This window comes from Bradyrhizobium sp. IAR9, assembly GCF_013408065.1.
Classification (GTDB): Bacteria; Pseudomonadota; Alphaproteobacteria; order Rhizobiales; family Xanthobacteraceae; genus Bradyrhizobium.
Genome location: NZ_JACBZW010000007.1, coordinates 323,374 through 349,199 on the forward strand (window position 1 = coordinate 323,374; position 25,826 = coordinate 349,199).

At 65.1% G+C, this 25,826-nt stretch carries 22 protein-coding genes; 14 read left to right on the forward strand and 8 right to left on the reverse strand.

Annotated features, from left to right (window positions below; all coding sequences use genetic code 11):
* The first annotated feature begins 156 nt into the window (after positions 1-156).
* Complete coding sequence (locus tag GGD67_RS20980) at positions 157-1,518, forward strand: PQQ-dependent sugar dehydrogenase (RefSeq protein ID WP_409411121.1); 1,362 nt, start codon at positions 157-159, stop codon at positions 1,516-1,518.
* Positions 1,519-1,716: 198 nt separating this feature from the next.
* Here the strand turns inward: GGD67_RS20980 and GGD67_RS20985 are convergent, their stop codons facing one another.
* Positions 1,717-2,517, reverse strand: coding sequence for an SDR family NAD(P)-dependent oxidoreductase (locus tag GGD67_RS20985; protein WP_018322689.1), 801 nt, complete (start codon positions 2,515-2,517; stop codon positions 1,717-1,719).
* 249 nt (positions 2,518-2,766) lie between these two features.
* On the opposite strand from GGD67_RS20985, the gene GGD67_RS20990 reads away from it, so the two are divergent.
* The 4 genes from GGD67_RS20990 to cyoD are packed head-to-tail and all read left to right on the forward strand — an operon-like array spanning position 2,767 to position 6,614.
* Positions 2,767-3,600, forward strand: a complete 834-nt coding sequence (locus tag GGD67_RS20990) for a cytochrome ubiquinol oxidase subunit II (protein WP_179735500.1) — start codon at positions 2,767-2,769, stop codon at positions 3,598-3,600.
* Positions 3,590-5,590: a cytochrome o ubiquinol oxidase subunit I gene (gene cyoB / locus GGD67_RS20995; protein WP_179735502.1), complete on the forward strand. Its 2,001-nt coding sequence runs from the start codon at positions 3,590-3,592 to the stop codon at positions 5,588-5,590. The genes GGD67_RS20990 and cyoB overlap by 11 nt, the downstream gene beginning before the upstream one ends.
* On the forward strand, positions 5,590-6,231 hold the full coding sequence (locus tag GGD67_RS21000; protein WP_179735504.1) for a cytochrome (ubi)quinol oxidase subunit III: 642 nt from the start codon (positions 5,590-5,592) through the stop codon (positions 6,229-6,231). Before cyoB ends, GGD67_RS21000 begins: the two co-directional genes overlap by 1 nt.
* Positions 6,228-6,614 carry a cytochrome o ubiquinol oxidase subunit IV gene (gene cyoD, locus GGD67_RS21005; protein WP_018322693.1) on the forward strand — a complete coding sequence of 129 codons (387 nt, stop codon included), beginning with the start codon at positions 6,228-6,230 and terminating at the stop codon, positions 6,612-6,614. The genes GGD67_RS21000 and cyoD overlap by 4 nt, the downstream gene beginning before the upstream one ends.
* 219 nt (positions 6,615-6,833) lie before the next feature.
* Here cyoD and GGD67_RS21010 read toward each other — a convergent pair whose 3' ends face one another.
* On the reverse strand, positions 6,834-7,622 hold the full coding sequence (locus GGD67_RS21010; protein WP_179735506.1) for a thermonuclease family protein: 789 nt from the start codon (positions 7,620-7,622) through the stop codon (positions 6,834-6,836).
* Between the two features lie 200 nt (positions 7,623-7,822).
* Here GGD67_RS21010 and GGD67_RS21015 point away from each other — a divergent pair, with 200 nt between their 5' ends.
* From GGD67_RS21015 to GGD67_RS21030, 4 genes are all read left to right on the forward strand, one after another.
* Positions 7,823-9,421, forward strand: a complete 1,599-nt coding sequence (locus tag GGD67_RS21015) for a GMC family oxidoreductase (protein WP_179735508.1) — start codon at positions 7,823-7,825, stop codon at positions 9,419-9,421.
* 7 nt (positions 9,422-9,428) lie between these two features.
* Entirely contained in the window at positions 9,429-9,875 is a 447-nt protein-coding gene (locus GGD67_RS21020; protein WP_092259814.1) for a hypothetical protein, read from the forward strand.
* A gap of 92 nt (positions 9,876-9,967) precedes the next feature.
* Positions 9,968-10,987, forward strand: a complete 1,020-nt coding sequence (locus tag GGD67_RS21025; protein WP_179735510.1) for a S1C family serine protease — start codon at positions 9,968-9,970, stop codon at positions 10,985-10,987.
* 59 nt (positions 10,988-11,046) lie between these two features.
* Positions 11,047-12,777: an FAD-dependent oxidoreductase gene (locus GGD67_RS21030; RefSeq protein ID WP_179735513.1), complete on the forward strand. Its 1,731-nt coding sequence runs from the start codon at positions 11,047-11,049 to the stop codon at positions 12,775-12,777.
* Between the two features lie 203 nt (positions 12,778-12,980).
* On the opposite strand, the gene GGD67_RS21035 is transcribed toward GGD67_RS21030, so the two are convergent.
* Positions 12,981-16,457, reverse strand: coding sequence for an indolepyruvate ferredoxin oxidoreductase family protein (locus GGD67_RS21035; protein ID WP_179735515.1), 3,477 nt, complete (start codon positions 16,455-16,457; stop codon positions 12,981-12,983).
* A gap of 164 nt (positions 16,458-16,621) precedes the next feature.
* On the opposite strand from GGD67_RS21035, the gene GGD67_RS21040 reads away from it, so the two are divergent.
* The 3 genes from GGD67_RS21040 to GGD67_RS21050 all read left to right on the forward strand — a co-directional run bounded on the left by GGD67_RS21040 (position 16,622) and on the right by GGD67_RS21050 (position 20,193).
* The gene (locus GGD67_RS21040; RefSeq protein ID WP_179735517.1) at positions 16,622-17,569 is read left to right on the forward strand and encodes a hypothetical protein; all 948 of its coding nucleotides are present in this window, start codon (positions 16,622-16,624) and stop codon (positions 17,567-17,569) included.
* A gap of 247 nt (positions 17,570-17,816) precedes the next feature.
* The gene (locus GGD67_RS21045; protein ID WP_018322701.1) at positions 17,817-18,515 is read left to right on the forward strand and encodes a cysteine hydrolase family protein; all 699 of its coding nucleotides are present in this window, start codon (positions 17,817-17,819) and stop codon (positions 18,513-18,515) included.
* 10 nt (positions 18,516-18,525) lie between these two features.
* The gene (locus GGD67_RS21050; protein ID WP_179735519.1) at positions 18,526-20,193 is read left to right on the forward strand and encodes a regulator; all 1,668 of its coding nucleotides are present in this window, start codon (positions 18,526-18,528) and stop codon (positions 20,191-20,193) included.
* A gap of 78 nt (positions 20,194-20,271) precedes the next feature.
* Here GGD67_RS21050 and GGD67_RS21055 read toward each other — a convergent pair whose 3' ends face one another.
* The gene (locus GGD67_RS21055) at positions 20,272-21,276 is read right to left on the reverse strand and encodes a helix-turn-helix domain-containing protein (protein ID WP_179735521.1); all 1,005 of its coding nucleotides are present in this window, start codon (positions 21,274-21,276) and stop codon (positions 20,272-20,274) included.
* Positions 21,277-21,441: 165 nt separating this feature from the next.
* Here GGD67_RS21055 and GGD67_RS21060 point away from each other — a divergent pair, with 165 nt between their 5' ends.
* Entirely contained in the window at positions 21,442-23,061 is a 1,620-nt protein-coding gene (locus GGD67_RS21060) for a hypothetical protein (protein WP_246784408.1), read from the forward strand.
* A 34-nt stretch (positions 23,062-23,095) separates the two neighbouring features.
* Positions 23,096-23,620, forward strand: coding sequence for a hypothetical protein (locus GGD67_RS21065; protein ID WP_246783486.1), 525 nt, complete (start codon positions 23,096-23,098; stop codon positions 23,618-23,620).
* 2 nt (positions 23,621-23,622) lie between these two features.
* On the opposite strand, the gene soxA is transcribed toward GGD67_RS21065, so the two are convergent.
* Genes soxA through soxX form a run of 4 tightly spaced genes read right to left on the reverse strand, consistent with a single transcriptional unit; the run spans position 23,623 to position 25,632 of the window.
* The gene (soxA, locus tag GGD67_RS21070) at positions 23,623-24,402 is read right to left on the reverse strand and encodes a sulfur oxidation c-type cytochrome SoxA (RefSeq protein ID WP_179735523.1); all 780 of its coding nucleotides are present in this window, start codon (positions 24,400-24,402) and stop codon (positions 23,623-23,625) included.
* The gene (gene soxZ, locus GGD67_RS21075; RefSeq protein ID WP_179735525.1) at positions 24,399-24,716 is read right to left on the reverse strand and encodes a thiosulfate oxidation carrier complex protein SoxZ; all 318 of its coding nucleotides are present in this window, start codon (positions 24,714-24,716) and stop codon (positions 24,399-24,401) included. The genes soxA and soxZ overlap by 4 nt, the downstream gene beginning before the upstream one ends.
* Positions 24,716-25,183, reverse strand: a complete 468-nt coding sequence (locus GGD67_RS21080) for a SoxY-related AACIE arm protein (RefSeq protein WP_179735527.1) — start codon at positions 25,181-25,183, stop codon at positions 24,716-24,718. Before GGD67_RS21080 ends, soxZ begins: the two co-directional genes overlap by 1 nt.
* Before the next feature lie 8 nt (positions 25,184-25,191).
* On the reverse strand, positions 25,192-25,632 hold the full coding sequence (gene soxX, locus GGD67_RS21085; RefSeq protein WP_179735582.1) for a sulfur oxidation c-type cytochrome SoxX: 441 nt from the start codon (positions 25,630-25,632) through the stop codon (positions 25,192-25,194).
* Positions 25,633-25,826: the final 194 nt, after the last annotated feature.

The following is a 25,826-nucleotide window of genomic DNA, read 5'->3' on the forward strand; positions in this document are numbered from 1 at the left end:
GCGATGCCGCAGCTTTGATGACCGCAACCCCCGCCCTTACAATGTGTCGCACCTATCCGCGGTGTTTTCCAGTACGATGGGCGCAGCTGATGCACATCGTGCGGGCATCAGCTGACGTGGGATGCGGCAGAGCTTCGACCTGCCGCGGTGGTATCGATGGTCGAGATTGCAGGCCGGGAGGACAATTTGAAGAGCAGAATTTTGTCCGTCGCGATATTCGCGGGGCTGCTGGTTGCCACCGGTGTGCAGGCCGAGCCGGTGTTGCAGGGCAAGGACGCTTATGGCGATTGGCAGGCTGACAAGCCCGGCACGGTCAGGCTGATCCGGCCGCGGGATCTGGTCAGGCCCGGCGCGACGCGGTCGGTCGCAAGCTCGTCGCGCGTGGTGCCGCGTCCGTCGGAGGCTGTGCTCCAGGTGCCGCCGGGCTTCAAGATCGAACTGTTCGCCGAAGGCCTGCGCGCGCCACGCATCATCAGGGTTGCGCCGAATGGCGACGTCTTCGTCGCGGAGACGCGGGCCGGCACCATCCGTGTGTTGCGGGCCGGGGAGGGCAACAAGCTCGCGACCAACGAGGTGTTTGCCAGCGGCCTGAGGCAGCCGTTCGGCATCGCCTTCTTCCCGAACGGGGACAATCCGCAATGGGTCTATGTCGCCAACACCGATAGCGTCGTCCGCTTTCCCTATCAGGCCGGCGATCTCAAGGCGCGCGGCAAGGCCGAGACGATCGTGCCGAGCCTGCCGCATGACGGAGGTCATTCCACCCGCGACATCGTCTTCACGCCCGACAACAAGCGTATGCTTGTCTCCGTCGGCTCGCTCAGCAACGTTGCGGAAGGTTTGGGCACGCCGCCGGGCGGGATGGAGGCGTGGTCGAAAACGCAACCGCTCGGCGCAGCCTGGGCCAGCGAGACCGAACGCGCGGCGGTGCTGGCTTTCAATCCCGATGGCAAGGAGCGGAAGATCTACGCCACCGGCATCCGCAATTGCGTCGGCCTTGCGATCCAGCCGCAGACCGGTCTGCCCTGGTGCTCGACCAACGAGCGCGATGGCCTTGGCGACGATCTCGTGCCCGACTACGTGACCAGCGTGAAGGAAGGCGCGTTCTACGGCTGGCCCTGGTTCTATATCGGCGCCAACGAAGACCCACGCCACGCCGGTGCGCGGCCGGATATCAAGGACAAGGTGACGGTCCCCGATGTGCTGGTGCAGCCGCACTCGGCCTCGCTCGGCATGATTTTCTATCAGGGCACGCAGTTTCCGCCCGAGTATCAGAGCGACGCGTTCGCCGCCGAGCACGGCTCCTGGAACCGGTCGAAGCGCACCGGCTACAAGGTGATCCGCATCCGGATCAAGGAGGGCAAGCCGACGGGTGAGTACGAGGATTTCGTCACGGGTTTTGTCGTCAGCGACACGGAAGTGTGGGGGCGGCCGGTGGGAGTCGCGGTGGCGACGGACGGATCGCTGCTGATCTCGGAGGATGGCAACGGCACGATCTGGCGGGTGACGCATTCGCGCTGAGCCAGCTCACTTAGCCTCTCCCCGCGTGCGGGGAGAGGCCGACGCGCTCGGCAGCGCAATTGCGCGCCAGAGCGCGGCGGGTGAGGGGGAGTCTCCGCGAGTCCTTCTATTGAGTTTGCGGAGGTGGCCCTCACCCCGGCGCTCTCAGCGCGAGCGAAGCTGGTCGCGGCCCCGTAAGAACGGGGAGAGGGAGAAGACCTACCCTCGTCTCACGCTGGCTCCACCATCCACCGGCAGCGTCACGCCCGTAATGAAGTTTGCCTCATCCGACGCCAAAAACAGCGCAGCGTTCGCGACGTCCCATCCGGTGCCCATTTTCTTGCGCAGCGGCACCTTGCTGTCGCGTTCGGCCTCGACCTCGGCGCGGGTCTTGTGCCATTCGCGGGCGCGGGTGTCGACGGCCATCGGGGTGTTCATCAGGCCGGGCAGGATGACGTTGGCGCGGATGCCGTATTCGGCGTTCTGGTAGGCGAGCTGTTCGGTGAAGGCGATCATCGCCGACTTCGTCGCCTTGTAGGCGACGTAAGGATAATTCGTGATCGCCGCCATCGAGGAGATGTTGATGATGGCGCCGCTTCCTTGCGCGCGCATGATCGGGATCACTTCTTTTGCCGCCAGAATGCAGCTTTTCAGATTGATGGCGACGACGCGGTCGAACGCTTCCTCGGTCAGTTGCAGCAGCTCGGCATCGCCGCCGGACAGGCTGACGCCGACATTGTTGTGCAGCACGTCGATCCGGCCCCAGCGCGACTGGGCGTCCTTGACCATCGCCTTGATGTCGGCCGACTTCGTGACGTCGGCCTTGAAGGCCGCGGCGGTGCCATGTTTCGCGGTGATCATCGCCACCGTTTCCTGCGCCGATTCCAGATGATGATCGACGCACAAGACCTTTGCGCCTTCGCGCGCGAAGGTCAGCGCGGTGGCGCGGCCATTGCCCATGCCTTCGCCGGGGCTTTGCCCGGCTCCGACGACGATGGCGACCTTGTCCTTCAAGCGCATCTCGGTTCACTCCCTGATCCCGTATTTCTCATTATTTTCGTGCAGATTAGCAATCGTCCCGACCGGGGAGAAGGGCGCGGTCTCTGCGTTCATGTCATTGACATCGCATGGAATTGCATGTTGCGCGGGCCCAACGCGCATGGCTGGCCCTTGCGGTTCAGGAACCGTTCTGAGGCCGCCGCGTTTGTTGCGGAGCCTTTCCCGCGCTAGGCTCTGTCCCGGGGCTTCCCAACCGCCAGTGGCTTGCCGATGAATCTGCTCGACCCACAAGGGCCCGTGGCTGCGGCCAACAGCACCATTCTGGTCGATTCCGTCTTCATCATGCTCGTGATCGTGGTGCCGACCATTTTCGCGATTCTCGGCTTTGCGTTCTGGTTTCGCGCCTCGAATCCAAAAGCGCGCTACCAGCCTGACTTCGTCTATTCCGGCCGGGTCGAGATGGTGGTGTGGGCGATCCCTGCGCTCACCGTCATCCTGCTCGGCGGCGTCGCCTGGATCGGCTCGCATCAACTCGATCCCGCAGCACCGGTGCCGGGGACCGGAAGCCCGGTGCGGATCCAAGCAGTTTCGCTCGACTGGAAATGGCTGTTCATCTATCCGGACCAGCGCATCGCCACCGTCAACACGCTGACCGTGCCGGCCGGCGCCGAGCTGAACTTTCAGCTGACGTCGTCGAGCGTGATGAACACGTTCTTCATCCCGCAGCTCGGCAGCATGATCTACACCATGAACGGCATGGTGACGAAGCTGAACCTGCGCGCCGACAACGAAGGCAAGCTGCAGGGGTTGTCCGCGCATTTCTCCGGCGACGGCTTTCCCGACATGATGTTCGACGTCAACGTGGTCTCGCCGCTCGCCTTTCCTGAATGGGTGGCGGCCACGGCGAAGACCGATGCCGTGCTGAATGAGGACAGCTACAAGAAGCTGATGCAGCAGGGCGTCGAGAAGGGCAGGCCGATCTATCGCCTGGAAGATCCCCGCCTGTTCGATCTGATCGCGACCCAGCACATTCCGCCGGGACCGGGGCCGGAGCTGCTCTCCGATGCAGGCCGTCCGCACAGTGGAGGCCACGATGCTCGGTAAGCTCGATTGGTCGGCCATTCCGTTCGATCAGCCCATCCCGCTGGTCGCGGGTGCAGTGGTGCTGGTCGCGATCCTGGGCGTGCTGACCTGGGTCGTGGTGAAGGGGCATCTGCCCTATCTCTGGAGCGAATGGATCACCAGCGTCGATCACAAGCGCATCGGCGTCATGTACATCCTGCTGGCCTCGGTGATGCTGCTGCGCGGCGGCAGCGACGCCATCATGATGCGGATCCAGCAGGCCGTCGCCTACCAGTCGCAGGGCTACCTGCCGCCGGAGCACTACAACCAGATCTTCTCGGCGCACGGCACCATCATGATCTTTTTCGTGGCGATGCCGTTCGTGATCGGGCTGATGAACCTGATCGTGCCGCTGCAGCTCGGCGTGCGCGACGTCGCTTTCCCGACGCTCAACTCGGTCGGGTTCTGGCTGACCGCGACCGGTGCGCTGCTGGTCAATCTCTCGCTCGTGATCGGCGAGTTCGCGCGCACCGGCTGGCTCGCCTTTCCGCCGCTGTCGGAGCTGTCCTATTCGCCGGGCGTCGGCGTCGACTATTACGCCTGGTCGCTGCAGATATCCGGCGTCGGCACGCTGGTCGCCGGCATCAACCTTGTCACCACGGTGCTGAAGCTGCGCACTAGGGGCATGAATTATCTGCGCATGCCGATGTTCTGCTGGACCACGCTGGCCTCTAATCTGCTCATCGTCGCGGCCTTCCCGATCCTCACCGCCACGCTCGCGATGCTGCTGCTCGACCGCTACCTCGGCTTTCACTTCTTCACCAACGAGGCCGGCGGCAACGTCATGATGTTCATGAACCTGATCTGGGCCTGGGGACATCCGGAGGTCTACATCCTGGTACTGCCGGCCTTCGGCATCTTCTCCGAGGTGGTCTCGACCTTCTCCGGCAAGGCGCTGTTCGGTTATCGCTCGATGGTGCTTGCGACCATGGCCATCTGCGTCATCTCCTTCATGGTCTGGCTGCATCATTTCTTCACGATGGGGGCAGGGCCGGACGTCAACGCCATCTTCGGCATCGCCAGCATGATCATCGCGGTGCCGACCGGCGTGAAGATCTACAATTGGCTGTTCACGATGTATGGCGGCCGCATCCGCTTCGCGACGCCGATGCTCTGGGCGGTCGGCTTCATGGTGACATTCATCATCGGTGGATTGACCGGCGTCCTGCTCGCGGTGCCACCCGCAGACTTCATGCTTCACAACAGCATGTTCCTGGTGGCGCACTTCCACAACGTCATCATCGGCGGCGTGTTGTTCGGCGCCTTCGCCGGCTTCGAATATTGGTTTCCCAAGGCGTTTGGTTTCCGCCTCGACGAGCGCTGGGGCAAGCTGGCGTTCTGGTTCACCTTTCTCGGCTTCTTCATCACCTTCATCCCGCTCTACATCGCCGGCATGCTCGGCATGACCCGGCGGATGCAGCATTATGACGTCGCGGCGTGGCGGCCCTGGATGATCGTTGCAGCAATTGGCATGGCCGTGCTCACGATCGGGGTGATCTGCCAGATCATGCAGCTCGTGGTCAGCATCCGCAACCGCGAGGCGCTGCGCGACCGTACCGGCGATCCCTGGGACGGCCGCTCGCTGGAATGGGCGACCTCGTCGCCGCCGCCGGTGTTCAACTTCGCCTTCAATCCCGATGTGCGCGGCGAGGACGCCTATTGGGACATGAAAGTCCATGCCCAGCAGCAATCGCTCGAACGCGACAGGCCGGAATATCAGGACATCGAGATGCCCCGGAATTCCCCGACCGGCTTCGTATGCGCGTTCTTCGCCACCGTCATGGGCTTTGCACTGATCTGGCACATCTGGTGGATGGTGATTTTGGGCGGTCTCGGCGCATTCGCGACCTTCGTCGTTTTCGCCTGGCGCGACCATGACGAATACGTCATTCCCGCGGAGGAGGTCGCAGCGATCGACCGCATCAATCTCGAGGAACGACGCAGCCTCGTCAGCATGGCGGGGGCGGTCTGATGACGATGACTGCGACCGCCGGCCACGCGCATGCCGATCCCCATCACATCGGGCTCGTGATCGAGCATCCCGGACCCGCTTCGAAGCGGATCGTGACCGCCTACGGCTTCTGGATTTTCCTGCTCTCCGACATCGTGATGTTCTCCTGCTTCTTCGCGGCCTACGCGGTGCTGTCCGGGCAGACTGCCGGCGGCCCGAAGGGCTCGGAGATTTTCGAGCAGAGGAACGTCGCGATCGAGACCGTGTGCCTGCTGTTGTCGAGCTTTACCTGCGGCATGGCCAGCATTGCGGCCGATGTGCGCAACCGGTTCTGGTTCTATCTCGGGATGACCGTGACCTGCGTGCTTGGGCTGATATTCCTCGTCATCGAGTTCCGCGAATTCGTCGATCTCGTCGCGCGCGGCTACGGCCCGTCGCGCAGCGCGTTCCTGACGGCGTTTTTCTCGCTGGTCGGCTGCCACGGCCTGCATGTCTCCGCCGGCGTGCTGTGGCTCCTCACCATGATGGCCCAGGTGTTTGCCAAGGGCTTCCGCGCCGACGTCCTGCGCCGGATGATGTGCTTTGCGCTGTTCTGGCACGCGCTCGACATCGTCTGGGTCGGGGTGTTCTCCGTCGTCTATTTGCTTGGGAGTGCCGCATGAGCGATCAGAGCCACGCGCGGAGCGACCACGACCTCGCGCCGGGCGAGGAAGAGCAACACAGCGTCGGCACCCGCATTCTCGGCTACGTCGTCGGCCTTGTCCTGGCTCTGCTGCTCACGGCGACGTCGTTCTTCATCGCGGGCACCGATCTGGTCTGGCAACCCTCCATCCCGGTTGCGTTGATCGTGCTGGCGATCGCGCAGATGGGGGTGCATCTGGTGTTCTTCCTGCACATCACGACCGGTCCCGACAACACCAACAACGTGCTGGCGCTGGCCTTCGGCCTGCTGGTGGTCTTCCTGGTGGTGGGCGGCACGGTCTGGATCATGGCGCATCTGAACGCGAACATGCCGCCGATGGACCAGATCATGCGGATGCAGTGATAGCACCGCCCAAAAAAGAAGAGCCGCTTGTTGTGACAAGCGGCCCAAGTCTAGGGAGGAAACGCCCAAGCAGGGCAATCAGGCCGGAGCCGGATTGCTGCCAAGGAAACGCCCGCGCAAGCGCTTGCGTACCTTTATGAGTGCAGCAACTCGCGAAGGGGTTCAATTCCGGATCAATACGGTCATGGACTACTACTCACGGATGCGTGAGGGAATTTTTCACTTCGGCCGGCGGCAGTTGTAGGCCTTGCGGAAGCCGGCCGCCTGGGCATCGTCCTCCGAGCAGAACCAGCGGTCCGGCTTGGTGGTCGCGGGGTAGCTCGGGCAACCCCGCAGATGATAGATGCCGATGTTGCCGGTGACGCGTGCGCGCACCGCGAGCTTTCCCTTGATGCTGCAACTCGGCGGCATCGTCAGTTCCTCCGGGAACAGCACAGCGCGAATTTCCTTGTCGCGGTCCGGACGGCAGGCGGCGCCCAGCAGTGCGCCGTCCTTCTTGCCCGCGCGGAAGTCTTGCGGCGCAACAAAACAGCCCTTCCAGATCCCGGCGGCGGCCGACTTGGCCTCGGCCACGGCCGGCTTGACGTTCGCCTTGATCGGCTCGCGGGCGACGGCAAAGCCGAGCTTGACCAGCTGCTCGTTCAGGCTGGCCTTGTCGCCCTCGGCCGTGCAGATCGCCCGGTGCCGTTTGCCAAAGCTCTTCTCCGGCCCGACATCGTCACAGCGCACGGAGCGCTTGTTGATCAGCTTCGCCAGCTGGTCGCGAGCCTCGATGCCGCAGGTCCAGGAATCGGCGTGGTCGTCGATGCAGACCTGGTCGAGCTCGGGCGCGTCGACGCCGTCAAGCCGGTAGGTGACGTCGCCAAGCTGGATGGAGTTGCCGTCGCGGACTGTCGCGGCGGCGGTCAGCGCGGAAGCCGGCTCGGAAGACGCCAGGACTCCGGACAAGGCGAAAAACAAAACGAGCGCAAAAGCGCGGGCGGCGGCAAAGACATTTCGGAAGGACATACGGTCTCGCTATCGATTGCTCGTGTGCCTGTTCCTAGCATCCGGATGTGGCGATACCAATGGTCTGCACCCTGCGAAGTGCGACATTCCGGCCCCGCGGCTTTACTCCCCGCCCGCTCTGACCCTATCGTTCCCAGGCCTTGCGGACCGTGCAGGCCGAATCGCCCGGGAAGCGGCGAGGGCGGGAGGAAAAGGTTGCGATGAAAGACCCCGTGGACGTCCTGATCATCGGCGCCGGCGCTTCGGGCGCGGCGGTGGCGTGGTCGCTGGCCGAGACCAAGATGCACATTCTCTGCCTGGAGCAGGGCGGCTGGATGAACCCGGCGGAATATCCCAGCACGGGCCGGGACTGGGAGGCCAAGTTCTACGGCGAGTGGTCGTCGAGCCCGAACGTGCGCGGCCGGCCCGAGGACTATCCGATCAACGACGACAATTCGCCGATCAAGGTCGTGAACTACAACGCGGTCGGCGGCTCCACGGTGATGTACACCGCGCACTGGCCGCGGCTGCATCCCTCCGATTTCAAGGTGAGGACGCTGGACGGCGTCGCCGACGACTGGCCGATCGATTACGACGCGCTGACCCCGTTCTTCGAGGAGAACGATCGGATCATGGGCACGTCGGGCTTGTCAGGCGATCCGCTCTCGCCGCTGACGCATCCGCCGATGCCGCAACAGCCGCTCGGATTGTCCGGCGCCATCATCGGCAAGGCCATGAACAAGCTCGGCTGGCACTGGTGGCCGTCGGATACGACGGTCGCGACGATGGACTATGAGGGCCGGGCGCGCTGCATCAATCTCGGCCATTGCACGCCGGCCTGCGCGCAAGGCGCCAAATCCTCCACCGACATCACCTATTGGCCACAGGCGGTCCGTGCCGGTGTCGAGCTGCGCACCCATTGCCGGGTACGTGAGATCACCACCGACGAGAGTGGCATGGCCTCCGGCGTGGTCTATTACGACAAGGACGGCGTCGAGCAGTTCCAGCCCGCGCATGTCGTCATCATCGCCTGCAACGGCGTCGGCACGCCGCGGCTTTTGCTGAATTCGGCGTCAAACCGCTTTCCGAACGGCCTTGCCAATTCGTCGGGCCTCGTCGGCAAGAATTTGATGTTCCATCCCTATGCGCAGATCTACGGCTATGTGAAGGAGCCGACCGATAGCAACCGCGCGCCGCCGACCTGCCTGTGGAGCAAGCAGTGGTACGACACGGACCCCTCGCGCGGCTTCGTGCGCGGCTATGGCGTCCAGTTCGTGCGTGGGGCAGGGCCGGTGTTCGAGGCTGTCGTCAGCGAGCAGAAGGGCATTCTGCCCTGGGGCGAGGATCATCACCGCGTCTTCCGCAAGCTGAACGGCCACCGGCTCGGATTTTCCGCGATCTGCGAGGATCTGCCGGAGGAGCATAATCGCGTCACGCTCGATCCCGTGCTCAAGGACAGCCACGGCATTCCCGCGCCGAAGATCGACTACACCATCAGCGAGAACAGCCGGAAGATGATGGAGCATGCGCTGGCGCGCGGCCGGGAGATTTTGGAGACCGCGGGCGCCACCGACATCTGCATCAATTCGCCGATCCCCTGGGGCGGCTGGCACCTGCTCGGCACCGCGCGGATGGGCACCGACCCGGAGCGCTCCGTGGTCAATGAATGGGGCCGCACGCACGACGTCAAGAATCTCTTCATCGTCGACGGCAGCATCTTCGTCACGTCGGGCGGCGTGAACCCGACCTCCACCATCCAGGCCCTCGCGCTCTACATCGCCGACCAGATGAAGCAGCGCCTCGCCAATTTGTTTGATTAAGGCCGCCATGTCCGCAGACAATCTCACGCGCACCCAACGCGACGACCTCCGCAGCATCGCCGCGATGATCGTTCCCGCCAGCGACGAGTACAAGGTGCCCGGCGCGGACGATCCCGCGATCCAGGCAGATATGCTCGCAACGCTTGGCCGCGATACCAAATTGGTCGCGGCCGCGCTGGATGATCTGGCGCGACTGGCAGGAGCGCCGCTCGCCGAGCTCGATGCCACCAGACGCGATGCGGTGGCGCAGGAGTTTCGCAAGCACGGCGGCGTCGCCGCCGCGACGCTCGTCCGTGTCGTGCTGCAATGCTACTACCGCGACGACCGCGTGCTGGGTTCGCTGGGGATCGAGCTGCGGGCGCCATTCCCGAAGGGCCATGTGCTTCCGGATGGGGACTGGTCGCTGCTCGATCCGGTGAAGGCGAGGGCCGGTACGCTCAGGCGGGCGCCCTAGCCATCTGGGCAGTCCAGCCCTGCGCGCCCGACGGGCACCTTGCGCGGCCGGGCACAGGCCACCATCTGTGTGAGCCTTCAAGGACTCTTGCCATGCTGGATTTCACCTCAGATATCGTCGATGACGCCGCGTCATCGCGAACGACAGCATCTGCGCCGGCCGATGACCGGGCGTTGCTGGACGCCTATTCCAATGCCGTGATCGATGTGACCGACCGGGTCGGCCCCGCGGTCGTGCGTGTCGAGACCGGGCCAAAAGTGCCGAACGGCCGCGAGCGCGGCGGGCTCGGCTCGGGCATCGTGATCTCGCCTGATGGCCTCGTCCTCACCAACAGCCACGTGGTCGGCACGTCGAAGGAGATCCGGCTGCGCGACGTCGAGGGCCATGTCGGCGAAGCCCAGGTGCTCGGCGTCGATCCCGATACCGATCTTGCGCTGCTGCGCGCCAACGGCGTGCGCCATTTGCCCTATGCCGCGCTCGGCAATTCCAAGACGCTGCGCCGCGGCCAGCTCGTGATCGCGATCGGCAATCCGCTCGGTTTCGAATCGACCGTGACCGCCGGCGTGGTCTCGGCGCTCGGCCGCTCGATCCGCTCGGTGAGCGGGCGCACCATCGAGGACGTGATCCAGACCGACGCCGCGCTCAACCCTGGCAATTCCGGCGGCCCGCTGCTGTCGTCGAATGCCGAGGTGATCGGCATCAACACTGCCATCATCAACGGCGCTCAAGGCATCTGCTTCGCGGTTGCCAGCAACACCGCGCAATTCGTGCTGTCGGAGATCATCCGTCACGGCTATGTCCGTCGCGCCTATATCGGCGTCGCCGGACAGACCGCGCCGATCCCACGGCGGCATGCGGTGCTGGCCGGCATCGAAAACAAGATGGGCGCATTGCTCGCGCAGATCGAGCCGGAGGGTCCGGCGGCGAAGGCGGGCCTGTTGCCTGGCGACGTCGTCATCAGGCTCGACGGCGTTGAGATCAACGGCGTCGACGATTTGATCCGCGTGCTCGACCGCGACCGCATCGGCCGGCGGCTCGCCATGGACGTGCTGCGCCTCGGCCGCCTGCGGGCGATCGATATCGACCCGATCGAGCGCAAGCCGCAGCGCTAGCGCCGAAGGGGCGAGGCGGGGTATGACGGTGTCATGCCTCGCCTTCGGAAACCCGCCGCGTGATGCCGGCGCATGAGACCTACGACGTCATTGTCATCGGCGCCGGTGCCGGCGGCATGACGGCGGCGGCCGTGGCCGCTGCGCAAGGCCTGCGCGTGCTGATGATCGAGAAGACCGCGTTCGTCGGCGGCACCACCGCCTGGTCCGGCGGCATGGTCTGGATTCCGGCCAATGCCAGGATGAGGGAGGCCGGGCTCTCCGACAGCGTCGCGGATGCCGTCCAATATCTGTCGAGCACGGTGCCCGAGCCCGCCAATGCCGGTCTGCGTGCCGCCTTCCTCGCGCGCGGGCCCGAGGCGATCGCCTATCTCGAAGCCAATACGGAAGTTCGCCTCCAGCCGGTGAAGGCTTGTCCGGATTGTTATCCGGAGCGGCTGGGCGCAACGCCCGGTGGCCGCGTGTTGGAGCCGGTCGGTTTCGACGGCACGCGGCTCGGCGGCGCTTTTGCGCGATTGCGGCCACCGTTGCCGGAGTTCACGCTGTTCGGCGGGATGATGGTCGATCCTCGCGACGTTCCGCATTTGCGCAGTGTTGGAAAATCGCTGCGCTCGACCCTGCGTGCGGCGCGGCTGATCTCTCGATATGCGCTGCAGCGGCTGCGGAGCCCGCGCGGCACGTTGCTGTATCTCGGCAACGCACTTGCCGCGCAGCTCTATGCTTCGGTGCTGGCGCGGCAGGTTGAAGTTCTCTTCAGCGCCGATGTCGAAGACCTCTCGATGCAGGGCGACCGCGTCAGTGGCGTGGTGATCCGTCACGGCTCGCGCGACCGGCCGATCGCAGCGCGCCGCGGCGTGGTGCTGGCAACCGGCGGGTTCTCGCACGACGCCGTATTGCGCAAGCGCTTTTTCCCGGCGGCGGCTGGATTCGTCTCGGCGACCAGCCCTTCCAGCACCGGCGACGGACTTCGGCTGGCGGCAGCGACAGGTGCCGCGCTCAATGCGGATGCGACCAGGCGGGCCTATTGGGTGCCGGCCTCGCTATTCCGCCGCGCCGACGGCAGCCGCGGCGTGTTCCCGCACCTTGTGACCGACCGCGCCAAGCCCGGCGTGATCGCCGTCAATGCCGCGGGCCGGCGTTTCGTCAACGAGGCGCTGTCTTACCACGAATTCGTGCTGGCCATGCTGCGCGACAGCAATGGCGAAGCGGACCGGCGGTTCTATTTGATCTGCGACCGCCGGTTCCTGTGGGCTTACGGCCTCGGCCGCATCAGGCCGTTCGCGCGGAGCTATCGGCGCTATGTGGCAAGCGGCGAGTTGATCGAGGCGCCTGATATCGCGGGCCTCGCGGCGAAGATCGGCATCAAGCCGCGGGTGCTGGCGGCGACGATCGCGAGCTACAACGAAGGCGCGAAGGAGGGGCGCGATGCCGAATTCGGCCGCGGCAGCACCATCTATCAGCGCCATCTCGGCGATGCCGCTCACAAGCCTAATCCCTGCGTTGCGCCCATCCTCCGCGCCCCGTACCTCGCGATGCGCATCCATCCGGCCGATCTCGGCACGGCCGTCGGCATGAAGGTCGATCCGCAAGCCCGGGTGCTGCGCGCTGACGGCACGCCGATTGCGGGCCTTTATGCCTGCGGCAATGACATGGGCTCGATCATGAACGGGAATTATCCGGGACCGGGCATCACGCTGGGGCCGGCACTGGTGTTTGGATATATCGCAGGAAGGCATCTGGCGGAGGGAAGCGTCACACGTGAGACCGCTGCAGGCGTGTCGGCGTCGGTTTAGCTATTTCCACCGCTGCCATGCTCCGCGAAAGCGGGGCATGCAGTACGCCGCGGCCCATCGGTTCAATCACAACCGCCTCGGGAGCTGGATCGCCCGGTCTATACATCAAGCCGGGCGATGACACTGAGTATGCGGCGAGACTCTGGATTGCTTCGTCGCATGGCTCCTCGCAATGACGGGGAGAGAGCCTGCGTTCTTAGCCGCTACTCCGCCGCCGCCGCAAAACGGCTGTTCTCCAGCTCCGCCTCCAGCCGCGCCGTCTCGGCCGCCGCCAGCTTGATGTTGGCCTCCTTGACGTGGCCGAAGCCTCGGATCGTCTCGGGCACGCGCGCGAGGCGTGCCAGCAGCGGGATCTGCTCTGCCTTCAGCCCGGCCATCCGCTGATCGATCATCGACAGATAATCCTCAACCAGCTTGCGCTCGGTCCGGCGCTCCTCGGTGCGGCCGAACGGATCGAGCGCGCTGCCGCGCAGGAACTTGAGCTTGGCGAGAACGCGGAAGGCATGGATCATCCAGCCGCCGAACTCCTGCTTCTGCAGCCGGCCCGTCGACTTGTCGCGCTTGGCGAAGATCGGTGGTGCCAAATGGTATTTCAGGGTGAAGTCGCCGTCGAATCTCTCCGAGACCTTCTTCGCGAAGCTGCCGTCGGTGTAGAGCCGGGCGACCTCGTACTCGTCCTTGTAGGACATCAGCTTGAACAGATTTTTCGCGACGGCCTCGGTCAGCTCGGTTGACGCGGGAGAGGCGAATGTTTCCGCCTTGCGTACCTTGGCGACGGCCGCGAGATAGCGGTCGGCATAGGCCTTGTCCTGATAGCTGGTCAAAAACTCCGTGCGCGTCGCGACGATGTCGTCGAGCGACTTCGTCGGCGCCGCCGCCCGGCTCTTGAACTGCAGCACGCTGCGCACCCGCGACATGTCGTGGGCGGCCAGGCGTCCCCAGGTGAAGGCGAGCTTGTTCATCTCGATCGCGGCGCCGTTGATCTCGATGGCGCGCAGCAGCGCCTCCAGCGACAGCGGGATCGCGCCCTTCTGGAAGGCAAAACCGAGCATGAAGGGGTTGGTGGCGATGCTGTCGCCCATCAGCGCGGCGGCTATGCCCGTGGCATCGATAATATCGAGGTTCTTGTCGCCGACGGCGTCGCGCAGCACGGTCTGCATCGTGCCCATCTCGAAGTCGAGGTCGGGGTTTTGCACGAAGCTCGCGGTCGGCTGCAAATCGGCGTTGATGTAGGCTTTGGTCACGCCACGTTCGGCGCGGCTGAGCGCGGTGGGGCCGGCCGAGACGATCATGTCGCAACCGAGAATGACGTCGGCGCCGCCGGTGGTGATGCGGACCGCGGCGATATCCTCCGGCTTCCGTGCGATGCGGACATGGCTCATCACGGCGCCGTTCTTCTGCGACAGGCCGGTGAAGTCGAGCGCCGAGCAGCCGCGGCCGTCGACATGGGCCGCCATGCCGAGCAGGGCGCCGATGGTGATGACGCCGGTGCCGCCGATGCCGGTGACGAGGATGTTGTAGGGCGCGTCCAGCTCGCGTGCGGGCGGCAGCGGCAAATCGGCGAACAGCTGGCCGGAATCGACGGCCGAAGTCTTCATGCGCTTGAGCGAACCGCCATGGACGGTCACAAAACTCGGGCAAAAGCCCTCGACGCAGGAAAAGTCCTTGTTGCAGTTCGACTGGTCGATCTGGCGCTTGCGGCCGAACTCGGTCTCCAGCGGCTGCACCGAGACGCAGTTGGAGGCCTGCGAGCAGTCGCCGCAACCTTCACAGACCAGCTCGTTGATGAAGGCGCGCTTGGCGGGATCGGGATAAAGCCCGCGCTTGCGGCGTCGGCGCTTTTCCGCGGCGCAGGTCTGGTCGTAGATCACGACCGTGAGACCCTTGATGTCGCGCAGCTCGCGCTGGACAGCATCGAGCTCGCGGCGGTGATGGATGGTCGCGCCTTGCGGGAAGTAGTTTCCTTGCGGGTACTTGCCCGGATCGTCCGAGACGATTGCCAGGCGCTTGACGCCCTCGGCCCAGACCTGATGCGCGATCTGCGCGACGTTGAAGGCCCCTTCGGCGGGCTGGCCGCCGGTCATGGCGACGGCGTCGTTATAAAGGATCTTGTAGGTGATGTTGATGCCGGCGGCCGATGCGGCGCGGAGCGCCAACAGCCCGGAATGGGTGTAGGTGCCGTCGCCGAGATTCTGGAAGATGTGCGTCTCGCTCGTGAAGGGCGACTGGCCGATCCAGTTCACGCCCTCGGCGCCCATATGCGAGATCAGATCGGTGCGGCGTGTCGGCATGCTCAGGGCCATGCCGTGGCAGCCAATGCCGGCCATGGCGCGGCTGCCTTCGGGCACGCGGGTCGAGGTGTTGTGCGGGCAGCCCGAGCAGAAGAAGGGCGTGCGCGCGAGCTTGATCTGCGTGCTGGTGGTGACAGGATTGTCGAAGGCCTCGAGCCGGGCGAGGCGCTGCTCCAGCACCGGGCTGTGATGGCCGAGCTTGCGCAAGCGTGCCACCAGCGCGCCGGCGACGATGGTCGGCGTCAGCTCGCCCTCGCTCGGGAGCAGCGGCGCGCCGCTTTCGTCGCGCTTGCCCGTGATCGTCGGGCGCCGCGATGCATCGATGTTGTAGAGGATGCGCATCAGCTGGTCTTCGATGAAGCCGCGCTTCTCCTCGACCACGAGCACGTCCTGAAGACCATCGGCGAAACGCTTGGCGCCGCTTTCTTCCAGCGGCCAAGTCAGGGCAACCTTGTAGATGCGAAGACCGAGGTCCTGCGCGTCCTTGTCGGTGATGCCGAGATCAGCCAGCGCCTGGCGCAGATCGAGATAGGCTTTGCCGGTCGCGACGATGCCGAGCCGCGCAGGCTTGGAATCGAGCACGATGCGGTCGAGCTGGTTGGCGCGGGCGAAGGCCTGCACCGCCGCCATTTTCGGGCCGAACAGGCGCCGCTCCGCTTCCAGCGGCGGATCGGGCCAGCGGATGTTGAGGCCGCCGGGCGGCATCTCGAAATCGTCAGGGAGCACGATCTTGATGCGTTCAGGGTCGCTGTCGATCGACGCCGAACTCTCCACGGTTTCGCTGATCGCCTTGAAGCCGACCCAGCAGCCGGAGAAGCGCGACAGCGCAAAACCGTAGAGGCCGAGATCGAGATAGTCCTGCAGCGTCGCCGGATTGATCACGGGGATCAGCGCAGCCGCAAACACCTGCTCGCTCTGATGCGCCAGCGTCGAGGACTGGCAGCCGTGGTCGTCGCCGGCCAGCGCAAGCACGCCGCCGTTGAGCGAGGTGCCGGCGGCGTTGGCGTGCTTGAGGGCATCGACCGAGCGGTCGACGCCTGGGCCCTTGCCGTACCAGATGCCGAATACGCCATCGACCTTGGCGCCCGGAAACAAGCCGACCTGCTGGCTGCCCCAGACCGCAGTCGCCGCCAGATCCTCGTTCAGGCCAGGGACGAAGGCGATGTCATGCTGCTGGAGGTGCGACTTCGCGCGCCACAGCGCGTGGTCGTACATGCCGAGCGGGGAACCGCGATAGCCGGAGATGAATCCGCCGGTGTTGAGGCCCTGGAGCCGGTCGCGTTCGCGCTGCAACATGGGCAAGCGAACCAGAGCCTGTGTGCCGGACAGGAAGATCCGCTTCGATTCGAGCCGGTATTTGTCGTCCAGCTCGACCTGCAACAGCGTCATTTCGGCAGTCCTTGTGTGGTAGTCCGGCGAGGGATTTTGCGCCGCGGGAGGCTTGCGGCTTTGCGAAGCGAGAGATGCCAGTCAAGAGCATGGGCCGGCGAAGTCAATATCGCTGGCCGCATCCGTGGCGCTCCTGCTAGTCATGGCTTCCAGTGGAGAACATCATGGCTGCAAACGCATTCGACACCGAGATCACAGCGACGGCCGAGGCCCTGATTGGACCGTGGCGCCAGCCGCGTCAGATGCTGCAAGCGCAAACCTACGACGCGCACGCGTCCATTCACGACGACGCCACCGCGCAGAAGCTCGGCTTCAAGGGCGGCACCATCGAAGGCCCGACGCATTTCAGCCAGTTCGCTCCGCTCTGCGCGCAGCTGTGGGGACACACCTGGTTCGAAACCGGCTGCCTGTCCGCGCATTATCGCAGCGTCTGCTATGAGGGCGAGGAGGTGCAGGCGATTCTGTCGAAGCCACTGCCCGGGACAAGCCAGTGCCAGATCCAGATGGTCAAGCGCGACGGCACCGAGGTGCTGCGCGGCACGGCTTCGGTCGGTGAACCGCACGCAGCGACTGCGCTGGAGGCGCGCCTCGCCGAGCTCAAGCCGCTCGCCGATCCCGTGATCCTGCGCGACGTCAAGGTGGCGCAGACCGGCAAGCGACAGACGGTCCGCATGGCGTTCGATCAGACCATGGGCGACCTCTATCCGTTCTCGCTGCGGCAGAAGCTCGCCGTCATCACCGAGAATTCGCCTTACTATTCCGGCGCCGACAACCCCTGGGGCAGACCGATCATCCCGATGGAGATGCTGAGCGTGCTGTTCCAGTATCGCTCGAAGGACGATCCGCTCCCGGCCAAGGGCCCGGCCGTCGGCCTGTTCGCCGATCAGGAGATCCGGCTGATCAAGGGCCCGCTCTTCGAGGGCGAGGAGTACGAAGTCGAGCGCGAGGTGGTCGCGCTCTCCGGCAGCCGCCGCACCGAAAGCGCCTGGGTCAGGACACGCGTGTTCGACAAGGCGGGCAGCATGGTGGCCACCATGCTGCTGAACATGGCGACGATGAAGGACTCCTATGCGCCCTACGAGGAAGAGTATCGGCAGCTGTATGGGGTGTAGGAGCGATGGCTGCACCCTCTCCCCTTGTGAGGGGAGAAGGGAAGAATGCTGCCAATCGGCCGCCCATCCTTTAAGCAGATGCACGCGGCGAAGCCGTCGCACAGGGAATATGCAGACGCCGATCGCTTGCGTAACCTTCTGACTACACAACGAATTCCCTCGCGTCCGGCGCTCCACCGCAATTGTACACAATGGCACGGCGCTTGCAGAACTCCGGCAAAGAGAGTTCTCGCGAGGGGCGGGCGTCATGCTGGACTCGAGCAAGTCGACATTGGGCGTCATCAGCGCCGAGCCCGAGCCGATCAGGCTCGACTGGCCGAGCACCGCGCTTCTCATCATCGACATGCAGCGCGACTTCATGGAGCCCGGCGGCTTCGGCGAGACGCTCGGCAACGACGTCAGCCAGCTTGCGCGCGCGGTGAAGCCGATCGGCACCGTGCTGACGGCGGCGCGCGACACCGGCATGCTGGTGATCCACACCCGCGAGGGCCATCTGCCCGATCTCTCCGACGCGCCGCCGGCGAAAGTCGAACGCGGCGCGCCGTCTTTGCGCATCGGCGATCCCGGCCCGATGGGCCGCATCCTCATTCGCGGCGAAGCCGGCCACGACATCATTCCCGAGCTCTATCCGCTCGACAGCGAGATCGTGATCGACAAGCCGGGGAAGGGCGCGTTCTACGCCACCGAGCTCGGCGACGTGCTGGAGAAATACGGCATCGAGAATTTGCTGGTGTGCGGCGTCACCACCGAAGTGTGCGTCAACACCACAGTGCGCGAGGCCAATGACCGCGGCTACCGCTGCGTCGTCATGTCGGACGGCTGCGCATCCTACTTCCCCGAGTTTCACGAGATGGGCCTGAAGATGATCAAGGCCCAGGGCGGCATCTTCGGCTGGGTCGCAACCTCAGCCGCAGTTCTGGAGGCAATGAAGGTTTCGACCACATAGGGGTATTGTCATGAGCACATTGACGGGGACGGCCGGCAAATCTGACTTGAACAAGTCCGAGTTCAAGCCGGCGCTATGGACATCGGGCGACTGGAACGCGTTTTTCGGCTTCGGCACCAACATCCTCGTCAACATGCTGGTGCTCACGGGGCTGCTGCGCTTCGTCTTGAAGATGCCGGACAGTCTGGTGTTCGGCCGCATCCTGCCCGCGCTAGGGCTGATGATGTGCCTCTCGACCTTCTACTACGCCTACCTCGCCTACCGTTTGGCGCAGAAGACCGGCCGCAACGACGTCTGCGCGCTACCCTCGGGCGTCAGCGTGCCGCACATGTTCATCGTCACCTTCGTGATCATGCTGCCGATCACGCTGAAGACCGGTGACCCGCTCAAGGGCTGGTCGGCCGGCCTCGTCTGGGTGTTCTTCCAGAGCTTCATTCTCATGATCGGCGGCTTCATAGCGCCATTCATCCGCAAGATCACGCCGCGCGCGGCGCTGCTCGGCACGCTTGCCGGCGTCTCGGTCACCTTCATCTCGATGCGGCCGGCGCTTGAGATGTATATGACGCCGCAGATTGGTCTCGTCTGCTTCGCCATCATCCTGGTGAGCTGGTTCGGTGGCGTGAAATATCCGCGCGGCATTCCCGCAGGCCTCGTCGCGATCGCAGTCGGGATGATCATCGCCTGGGGTTCGAACCTGTTCGGTCTTGGCCTCGGTGGACTTAGCGTCAAGGGTGTCGGCGATGCCTTCGCCAATTTCGGCTTCTCGGTGCCGATTCCCGCCGTGGGCTACGTGTTCTCCGGCTTCGAATTCCTCGGCATCATCCTGGTCACCGCCATTCCGTTCGGCATCTATGACCTCGTCGAAGCCATGGACAATGTCGAGAGCGCGGAAGCCGCCGGCGACGAATATCCAACCACGCGGGTGCTCACGGCGGACGGCGTCGTCAGCCTGATCGGCTGCCTGATGGGCAATCCCTTCATCAACGCCGTCTATATCGGCCATCCCGGCTGGAAGGCAATGGGCGGCCGTATCGGTTACTCCGCCGCAACCGGCATCATGGTGATCGTGCTGGCCTGGTTCGGCATCATCTCGGTGCTGCTGGCCCTCGTGCCCGTGGTCGCGATCTCGCCGATCCTGCTCTACATCGGCATGCTGATCGGCGCCCAGGCGTTCCAGACCACGCCGGTCAAGCACGCGCCCGCGATCGTGCTGGCGCTGACCCCGCATCTGGCCGCCTGGGCCAAGCTGCAGATCGACACGATGCTGGGCTCGACCATGAATGCGGCGGCAACCGTCGGCGGCATGGCGGCCGACAAGGCCGACGCGGTGAAGGCTGCCGCGATCGCCGCGCTGCCGCAGCAGGGCGTGTTCTACCACGGACTGGAGGTGATGGGCGGCGGCTCCATCCTCGGCGGCCTCATCCTGGGCGCGATCGGCGTCTTCATCCTCGAGCGCGACTTCGAGAAGGCATCAGGCTTCGCGCTGGTCGGTGCGGTCCTGACCTATTTCGGCTTCATGCATGGCGAGGCCGTCGGCATCGGCGGCGGATTCGGTGTCACGCCCGCCGTTGCGCTGGCCTACGCCGCGATGGCCGCCGGCCTGTTCGCGGCCAGCAAGCTTGGCGCCGGCGGACACTATGCCGCCCATCCGGAGATGTCGGCCGCGCCGGCGGAATAGGAGAAGCGAAGCGGAGATTGCGGCCGGGGGGCGATATGCTGCCCGGCCGTTTCCTTTCAAGCCGCACGACAAGGCAAGTCAACCGAGCTGGTTGATCCACTCGCGGAATAGCTCCGGGCCAGCGTCGACGGCAGCTGCGAGATCGCGGGAGTCGCGCGCTGCGCGCGGCGAGTAGCCGAAGCGTTGCCGGAAGCTGCGGCTGAAATGGGCCTGGCTCACGAAGCCGAATTCAGCTGCGATCTCCGCATTCCAGCGGTCTTCGTCGGCGTCATCCAGCAGCACATGGATCGCCTCGAGCCGCCGTCCGCGGATGTAATCGGCGACGCCCGCCAGCGGCGTGAAGACCCGATAGAGCACCGAGCGCGACACGCCGATCTCGCGGCAGATGGTTGCCACCGAGAGATCGGGGTGACCGAGGTTCTGATCGATGAAACGGCTGGCGCGATGAAGGATGGCGATGTCGCGCCGGGCGAGCCCTTGCTCGCGCGGCCGCGCGGCCATGCCGAAACATCCGCGCAGCAGCCCGAGCGTCGTCTGGACCGCCTCGGGCGCCTCGTTCCCGTCCATCGCCGGAAGCCGTCGTCGCAGCAGTCCCATCTGATCGGCGAGCACGCGGCCGGCGGCGCCGTCGAGGACGAGCCCGTGCAGGTCGAGACCATCGGGCGCGGCGTTGACGATTGCATCGCGCTCGACGTCGAGGCTGATCGTGTCGGTCGCCGTGGCGATGCCGTCGAAGCGCCGGGTCAGGTCGAGCACTAGCACCTGGCCGGGGCCGGCCGAGATCGGCTCGCCGTCGACCTCGCCGCTCCAGGCGCCGCGACGGAGCAGCAGCAGCGCGAATGAGTTGCGGCCATCGGCCTTTGCCAGCGCGGCGGTGCGGGTGAAGCGCACGGGCCCCATCCTGGTGGATGCGGTCACGAGGCCGCCCAGCAGCCAGGCCTCGGCCAGAACCTCGAAGTCGTCGCTGGACGTGCCTTCGGGGACCGACACCTCGTAATGGGTGAGAATCGCGCGGTAGCGATCGAGCCGCTCGGCGGCGGGTAGCTCCGCTGTATCGAACCGCAGATACGGAATTTTCGTCATGCCAGGCCGCTCCCTCCGGCAGTTGGTCTGCAAATTGGGACGATCAGGCAAGTTTCCACGTCGTCGAACCGCAGTCTACGGACATGAATATTCATATTATCGCGCGCGGGCCAGACGTGAGTGTTTGCCGGCCCGCGCAATTTGCTAATGACTTGAAGGTGAGCGATGAGCGAGCAGGGGATGGCGGTTGCGTTGAAGCCGGCTGAGGGTCGGATCGTCGAGAGAAGGACGTCGGCCGCGAGGGGGGCTGCGCGCCGCGGGTGCGGCCGGCCCTTGCTCGGGAATTTCGCGGCTGCTGCAATCGCGCTCGCCTTCGCCTGGCTGGATGCCTCATCCGCGCGGGCGCAGTTCGTCTGCGTCGATGCCAGCAACAGTGCCGCCGGTGCAACCGCAAGCTCGTTTTCAAGCGTCGCTTGCGGAGCCAATGCAAGCGCGACGACCGAGGGCGCCGCATACGGCGCTTCGAGCGCTGCCGGTTCGGAGGCCTCGGCCTTTGGTGCCGGAAGCCTCGCCGCAGGCGGCATGAGCACGGCGCTGGGCTATCACAGCTATGCGGGCGGCTTCTGGAGCACGGCGGCCGGCGCCTCGAGTTCGGCCAGCGGCGCCAACGCTTCGGCTTTCGGCTACCAGAGTTCCGCGTTAGGCTTTGCCGGCACGGCGATCGGCTACCAGGCGGCCGCTGGCGCCTTTGCCAGTGCGGCCGTAGGCTATGGAGCGGCAGCAGGCGGCATTGCCAGCACGGCGGTTGGCAACGCCAGTCGGGCGCTCGCCGACAACGCCTTGGCGATAGGTGCCAGCGCCAACGTTTATGCAGCGGGCACAAACGGCACGGCGGTCGGCTACAATACCGGAGTGAATGGTGCCAACAGCACCGCGGTCGGCGCGAGCAACAGTGTCACCGGCAACAACAGCGGCGCGTTCGGCACCGGGCAGACCGTGCGCGGCAATGGCAGCTACGCCATCGGCGACCCCAATACGCTGAATGGCAACGGCAGCTTCGTGCTGGGCGACAACAACACCGTCAACGGCACCAATCAGGCCGGGCGGGGCGACAACGTCAATGTAGTCGGCTCCAACAATGCGGTGGCCGGCACGGCGAGCGCTGCCGGATCCTCCGTGTTCGGCTCCGGCAACACCGTCAATGCGCCCAATGCGCTGGTGATGGCGAACGCGGCGACCGTGACCGGCTCAGGCGGCATCGCAATCGGCAACACCGTTTCGGTCACTGGGGCCAATGCCTTCGCTATCGGCAACAATTCCAGCGCCGGCTTTGCCAATTCCGCCGCCTTCGGCAATGGCGCCACAGTGACCCGCGCCAACCAGCAGACGTTCGGCACGGCCGGCAACACCTACACTATGGCCGGCATCACTTCTTCGGCCAGCAAGGCTGCGCAGAGCGGCACGACCCAGCTTGTCACTTCCGATGGCGCCGGCAATCTCGCGACCACGACGCTTGCCAATCTCGGCATCGCCTCGGCCAGCGATCTCAGCGCCATCAATGGCCAGCTCGCCAGCATCAACGGCCGCCTCGACGACCTCAGCAGCCGGACCAGCAAGGTGACCAGCGGCGTCGCCATGGCCTTTGCCATGGCCGGCGTGCCGACGCTGCTGCCGAATGAGAGTTTTGCCGTGACCATGAACTACGGGACCTTCGAGCGGGCCAACGGTCTCGCGTTCAACGCGGCACTACGTCTCAATCAGAACATGCAGTTCAACGGCGGAATAGGTTACGGACCCGACCAGCGGGTCGCCGGCGGACGCGTCGGCTTGCGCATGGGCTGGTGAGTGTATGGTCGTATCGCCACGATTGATCATAGGTATGATCCTCATCGCAGCCTGCGCACCCATGCGTGCGGAGACGCAATCACCGCCTTCCGGCTTTGCGGATCGTTGGGCGGTTCAGCCCGCCGCGGCCCCGACACGACAGGGCGGGCCGCAGGTCACCGTCGAGCAGGCACTCTATCTGATCCGCTCCTCGCTCCTGACGTTGAATGACGCCAATCGCTCCGGCAATTATTCGGTGTTGCGCGACCTTGCCGCACCTGAATTCCAGGCCAGGAATAGTGCCGCCGATCTCGCGCTTGCGTTCTCCGACCTGCGGGCCCGCAAGTTCGACCTGTTTGGAGCCGCACTTCTCGCCCCGCGATTGTCGGCGGCACCCAACGTCAATGGCCGCGGCATGCTGCGGCTCAGCGGCACCATTCCGACGAGGCCGTTGCAGATCGATTTCGATCTGATGTTTCAGGATGTCGGCGGCAGCTGGAGGCTCCATGGACTATCGGTCGCGACACCCGCGGCTGCGGCCGAAGCCACCTCGCCGCAAGCGGAAGCCTCAAAGCACTAGTCTCAGGGCCGGACGGCCGGCGTCTCCATCGGCAAGCCGCGCGCCCGCGACATCAGATAAAGCTCGAGCGCGACCAGCTCGGGCGAGCCGTAATCATAGGCCTGGGCGCGGACGCCGCTCATGCAGCTGCGCAGCCGTCGCTCCAGCGATCCCAGCGTTTGCCATTCGAGGCGGTAGAGCGGATAGCCGGTCGGCTGTCCCTGCGTGATCGGCGCGCCCGCAAGGCGCTTGTCGAAATTGTCGTCGTGGCAATTGGTGCAGGCGAGGTTGAGCTGGCCCTCGCGCTGCATGAAGAGGTCGCGGCCTTGCTCCACGAAGGGCTTTGCTTGCGGATCGTCGCCGGCGGTGATCGCGACACCGCGCGATTGATGGGCGACGAAGGCGGACAGCGCCAGGAGGTCGCGGCTCTCGTAAGGCAGTGGCGAGGCCTGCTGATGATTGGAGCGGCAGAGATTGATGCGCTGGTCGAGCGTGACGGGGCGACTGAGCGCCTTGTCGAAGGCCGGGTAACGTGCGGCAACACCCTTCATGCTGGTGCGTGCATCGCCATGACAATCCGCGCAGGCTTTCTCGGCGCTGCCGGTCTTCCTGTCCCATAGCTGTTCGCCATCGAGCACGAACAGCATGCCCGGATTGGAGGTGTCGTCGTCCTGCATGGCGCGCGTGTCCGGGCCCATGAAGGAGTAGCCGGATCGGCGCGCATCGGGCAGGATCTCACCGGCGAGCAGGGCAGGCGCTGCGGCGAACAATGCGGCCGCTGCTATCGCGCGCCAAACGCTCATTCGACAATGATCGATGCCGACGCGGTGGAGGAATAGCCGTTGTCACCGATCCACTCGAACTCGAACTTGCCGCTTTCCCTGGCGACCGTGAAGAACGACAGATAAGGATTGGCCGCGATCGCCGGAAACAGATCGGCGCGGAAGATCTCGGCGCCGTTGTAGCGGCAGGAGAAGCTCGTGATGATGTCGCGCGGCACCAGCTTGCCGTCTGTGGTATGGCGGAAGCCTGTTTCCATGATGTGCGAGGTCAGCGTGCGGATCTCGATGACGTCGCCGCGCTTGGCCTTCGCGGGAACGTTGATGAGCGCGGCCATCAGTTCATCTCCTCGGTGCAGGCGGCCAGCGTCACGACCACGTCGGCGGCGACCTGCCAGAACGTGTCGTCGGACAGGTGGGCGATCGCAACCACCTTCTGGGTGTCGGCGAGGCGGATGCGGGTCGCGACCTGGGCGCGGCCGGTGGAGGGGCCGAAATAGAAATTGCCGATGTTCGGCTGCGGGTTCTTCTCGTTGAAGACGTGGATGCTCTTGACGTGGTCGTCCGCCGTCATCGGGCTTGCAACGCTCACCGTCATCGGCACGGTGTTGCCGTTCTCGACCAGCGGCGGAATGTCGAGCTTCACCCTGCCGGTGCGAATTGGTGCTTCGCCGACGACATTGCGGATTGCGATGTTGAGCATCGCGGGCGTCGCGTGAAGCGGACGCAGGGTGACGATCGGGATCGTCCCGGCGGCCGTCACGCCTCCGGCGAGGCTCAGAAATTGTCGTCGCGTGGTTGGCATGAACAGTCCTAGTCGCGAAGCGTTGCAAGAAAAGCCACGATGTCCTCGATCTCCGCCGCCGACAAGATCGGCTTTCCGGCAAAATTGCGTCCGACTCGTACGAGGTCGCCGTTGCGATAATAGGACGGCATGATGGTGTCCGGGTTGAAGCGCGCCGCATCGACCAGCCGAAGCCGCAACTGACTCACCGACCATCGGTTCCCGGCGCCTGTGAGGTCAGGCGCGAGATCTCCCTGGAACCGCGTTTCCGGGAAAGGGCCGGAATGGCAGAGGATGCAGGTCGTGGTGCGCGCCAGCACCAGCGCGCGGCCGCGCACGGCATCGCCTGGCGCGCCCGTGAGAGAAGCCGGGATGCCTTCGCCTACGATCTTGTAGGGCGCGGGTTCGTCTGCCTTGGCAAGCGAGGACAGGGCGAGGCTCGCCGCGATGAACGCAGCAACCGCAGAAATCGGACTGGGTGCACGGTGCCGCCGCGAACTCCGCTTACCTCTCCCGCTTGCGGGAGAGGTCGCCGCGCAGCGGCGGGTGAGGGCTTTTTCCTCTTGGGGAGTCTCGCGAGTGGAGACACCCTCTCCCCAACCCTCCCCCGCAAGCGGGGGAGGGAGCGCACCTAGCTCGTGGCGGCAACTTGGTCCCATCATCG

Coding starts and splice junctions, on each gene's coding strand:
- GGD67_RS20985 (WP_018322689.1), bottom strand. CDS start 2,517: ATGCGCTTGAAGGACAAGGTCGCCATCGTCGTCGGAGCCGGGCAAAGC.
- GGD67_RS21035 (WP_179735515.1), bottom strand. CDS start 16,457: ATGACGCTGTTGCAGGTCGAGCTGGACGACAAATACCGGCTCGAATCG.
- GGD67_RS21000 (WP_179735504.1), top strand. CDS start 5,590: ATGACGATGACTGCGACCGCCGGCCACGCGCATGCCGATCCCCATCAC.
- GGD67_RS20980 (WP_409411121.1), top strand. CDS start 157: ATGGTCGAGATTGCAGGCCGGGAGGACAATTTGAAGAGCAGAATTTTG.
- GGD67_RS21055 (WP_179735521.1), bottom strand. CDS start 21,276: ATGACGAAAATTCCGTATCTGCGGTTCGATACAGCGGAGCTACCCGCC.
- GGD67_RS21080 (WP_179735527.1), bottom strand. CDS start 25,183: ATGCCAACCACGCGACGACAATTTCTGAGCCTCGCCGGAGGCGTGACG.
- GGD67_RS20990 (WP_179735500.1), top strand. CDS start 2,767: ATGAATCTGCTCGACCCACAAGGGCCCGTGGCTGCGGCCAACAGCACC.
- soxA (WP_179735523.1), bottom strand. CDS start 24,402: ATGAGCGTTTGGCGCGCGATAGCAGCGGCCGCATTGTTCGCCGCAGCG.
- GGD67_RS21015 (WP_179735508.1), top strand. CDS start 7,823: ATGAAAGACCCCGTGGACGTCCTGATCATCGGCGCCGGCGCTTCGGGC.
- GGD67_RS21020 (WP_092259814.1), top strand. CDS start 9,429: ATGTCCGCAGACAATCTCACGCGCACCCAACGCGACGACCTCCGCAGC.
- GGD67_RS21060 (WP_246784408.1), top strand. CDS start 21,442: ATGAGCGAGCAGGGGATGGCGGTTGCGTTGAAGCCGGCTGAGGGTCGG.
- cyoB (WP_179735502.1), top strand. CDS start 3,590: ATGCTCGGTAAGCTCGATTGGTCGGCCATTCCGTTCGATCAGCCCATC.
- GGD67_RS21040 (WP_179735517.1), top strand. CDS start 16,622: ATGGCTGCAAACGCATTCGACACCGAGATCACAGCGACGGCCGAGGCC.
- GGD67_RS21025 (WP_179735510.1), top strand. CDS start 9,968: ATGCTGGATTTCACCTCAGATATCGTCGATGACGCCGCGTCATCGCGA.
- GGD67_RS21045 (WP_018322701.1), top strand. CDS start 17,817: ATGCTGGACTCGAGCAAGTCGACATTGGGCGTCATCAGCGCCGAGCCC.
- GGD67_RS21050 (WP_179735519.1), top strand. CDS start 18,526: ATGAGCACATTGACGGGGACGGCCGGCAAATCTGACTTGAACAAGTCC.
- cyoD (WP_018322693.1), top strand. CDS start 6,228: ATGAGCGATCAGAGCCACGCGCGGAGCGACCACGACCTCGCGCCGGGC.
- soxZ (WP_179735525.1), bottom strand. CDS start 24,716: ATGGCCGCGCTCATCAACGTTCCCGCGAAGGCCAAGCGCGGCGACGTC.
- GGD67_RS21010 (WP_179735506.1), bottom strand. CDS start 7,622: ATGTCCTTCCGAAATGTCTTTGCCGCCGCCCGCGCTTTTGCGCTCGTT.
- GGD67_RS21065 (WP_246783486.1), top strand. CDS start 23,096: ATGATCCTCATCGCAGCCTGCGCACCCATGCGTGCGGAGACGCAATCA.